The following is a 3,128-nucleotide window of genomic DNA, read 5'->3' on the forward strand; positions in this document are numbered from 1 at the left end:
GAAAAGGTTGGCGGCGACCGACTCTCCCGCCGGTGAAGGCAGTACCATAGGCGCTACGGGGCTTAACTGCTCTGTTCGGAATGGGAAGAGGTGAACACCCGTGCTAAAGCCACCATTACTGGTGTCAGTATCACATTGCTGTAATAGCTGTCAATGACGTTGACGCAGGAAACGGGTAAGAAAAAAGAAGCTACAGAGCGTGCATACTAGAAGCGCTCGAGTCATTAGTACAGCTCGGCTCGGCCATTTCGGACCTTCGACCTGCTGCCTATCAACGTGGTAGTCTACCACGACTCTTATTATGGGAGATCTCATCTTGAGGTGAGTTTCGCACTTAGATGCTTTCAGCGCTTATCTCATCCCAGCGTCGCTACCCGGCGCTGCAACTGGCGTCACAACCGGTGCACGAGCGGCTGGTCCAACTCGGTCCTCTCGTACTAAAGTCAGGTCCTCTCAAATCTCCAACGCCCACCACAGATAGGGACCGAACTGTCTCACGACGTTCTGAACCCAGCTCGCGTGCCACTTTAATCGGCGAACAGCCGAACCCTTGGGACCTTCTCCAGCCCCAGGACGTGACGAGCCGACATCGAGGTGCCAAACCTCCCCGTCGATATGAGCTCTTGGGGGAGATCAGCCTGTTATCCCCGGCGTACCTTTTATCCTTTGAGCGATGGCCCTTCCATGCGGAACCACCGGATCACTATATCCGTCTTTCGACCCTGCTCGGCTTGTAGGCCTCACAGTCAAGCCCGCTTCTGCTATTGCGCTCTGCGTACGGTTACCAAGCGTACTGAGCGGACCTTTGAAAGCCTCCGATACTTTTTTGGAGGCGACCACCCCAGTCAAACTACCCACCAGACACTGTTTCCCAGTTAGAGATTAGGCGCCAAGCAACACAAGGGTGGTATTTCAACGTTGACTCCACGATGGCTAGCGCCACCGCTTCATAGTCTCCCACCTATCCTACACATGTGTTACCCAGCGTCAATGTCAAGCTATAGTAAAGGTGCACGGGGTCTTTCCGTCCCGTGGCGGGTACTCGGCATCTTCACCGAGACTACAATTTCACCGAGCTCACGGCTGAGACAGCGCCCAAATCGTTACACCATTCGTGCAGGTCGGAACTTACCCGACAAGGAATTTCGCTACCTTAGGACCGTTATAGTTACGGCCGCCGTTTACCGGGGCTTCGATTCAAACCTTCGCCTTGCGACTAAGTTCCCCTCTTAACCTTCCGGCACCGGGCAGGTGTCAGGCCTTATACTTCCTCTTGCGAGTTCGCAAAGCCATGTGTTTTTGTTAAACAGTCGCTTGGGCCTTTTCACTGCGGCTTCTGCTATTGCTAGCAGGAAGCGTCCCTTCTCCCGAAGTTACAGGACCATTTTGCCGAGTTCCTTGGCCGTGATTCACTCGAGCACCTCAGGATTCTCTCCTTGACTACCTGTGTCGGTTTGCGGTACGGGTTACTCACAGGTTAAAACGCTTAGCAGGTTTTCTTGGCAGTCTGATTAGGTACACTATCCCGTTGGCCGAAGCCGCCAGGTACTATCATGTTTCAGCTAAAAGAGCGGATTTACCTACTCCTCCAATACCTACGCACTTCAACGGGCACTTCCGTCCGCCCGCGGTACTTTCACTTCTGCGTCACTGCATCACTTCTGTAAGTAAGTGCTGGAATATCAACCAGCTGTCCATCGACGTAGCCTCTCGGCGTGGCCTTAGGTCCCGACTAACCCTGATCCGATTAGCGTTGATCAGGAAACCTTAGTCTATCGGTGGGCGGGTTTCTCACCCGCCTTATCGTTACTCATGCCTACATTTGCTTTTCTGGCCGCTCCAGCATCCCTGACAGAACACCTTCACCGCTGACCAGAATGCTCCCCTACCACTTGCACATAGTGCAAATCCATTGCTTCGGTACCGGACTTGATGCCCGCGTATTATCGATGCCCTCTCGCTCGACCAGTGAGCTGTTACGCACTCTTTAAAGGAATGGCTGCTTCCAAGCCAACCTCCTGGCTGTCAAAGCAAGTGGACCTCCTTTGTTCAACTTAGTCCGAATTTAGGGACCTTAGCAGATGGTCTGGGTTCTTTCCCTCTCGGCCTGGGACCTTAGCACCCCAAGCCTCACTGCCGGCTATATTACTAGGCATTCGGAGTTCGTCAGGATTCGGTAGGCTATGACACCCCCTAGTCCTATCGGTAGCTCTACCTCCTAGTAACTCAACGCCGACGCTGTACCTAAATACATTTCGGGGAGTACGAGCTATTTCTCAGTTTGATTGGCCTTTCACCCCTACCCTCAAGTCATCCAAATCCTTTTCAACGGAAACTGGTTCGGACCTCCAGTTGGTTTTACCCAACCTTCATCCTGCTCAAGGGTAGATCACAAAGTTTCGCGTCTACCTCCTCTGACTCTGCGCCCTATTCAGACTCGCTTTCGCTGCGGCTCCATGACTTAAGTCATTTAACCTTGCCAGAGAAGAGTAACTCGTAGGCTCATTATGCAAAAGGCACGCCGTCAGCCCACTAAAGGCCTCCGACCGCTTGTAAGCACACGGTTTCAGGTTCTTTTCACTCCGGTATTCCCGGTTCTTTTCACCTTTCCCTCACGGTACTGGTTCACTATCGGTCTCTCAGGAGTATGTAGCCTTAGCGGATGGTGCCGCTGGATTCAGACGGGGTTTCTCCGGCCCCGCCCTACTCAGGAATCCGCTACCGTGTATGATTCGTTCGCCTACGGGATTCTCACCCTCTATGATCGACTTTCCCACGTCGTTCAGCTAAAATCATACAATCAGATGTTGCGGTCCTACAACCCCGGACTGGCCGTAACCAACCCGGTTTGGGCTCGTCCCCGTTCGCTCGCCACTACTTGGGGAATCATTGTTATTTTCTGTTCCTCCGGGTACTTAGATGTTTCAGTTCCCCGGGTTTGCCCCTTATCCCATACAGGAAAGGTCTTGCAGCTTCACTGCAAGGGGTTGCCCCATTCGGAAATGCCAGGATCACCTTCTATGTGCGAATCCCCTGGCCTTATCGCAGCTTATCACGTCCTTCATCGCCTCTGAGAGCCTAGGCATCCCCCGTGTGCCCTTCGTTACTTCTGTAACTTCCTGACTTGC

The 3,128-nt window shown here is 53.1% G+C and carries 2 rRNA genes; both read right to left on the reverse strand.

Annotated elements, in window-relative coordinates:
- Positions 1–5 precede the first annotated feature (5 nt).
- Positions 6–117 (reverse strand): 5S ribosomal RNA (gene rrf, locus E5K00_RS22670).
- 87 nt (positions 118–204) lie between these two features.
- A 23S ribosomal RNA gene (locus E5K00_RS22675) occupies positions 205–3,113 on the reverse strand.
- Positions 3,114–3,128: the final 15 nt, after the last annotated feature.

Source organism: Hymenobacter aquaticus (genome assembly GCF_004765605.1).
Lineage (GTDB): Bacteria > Bacteroidota > Bacteroidia > Cytophagales > Hymenobacteraceae > Hymenobacter > Hymenobacter aquaticus.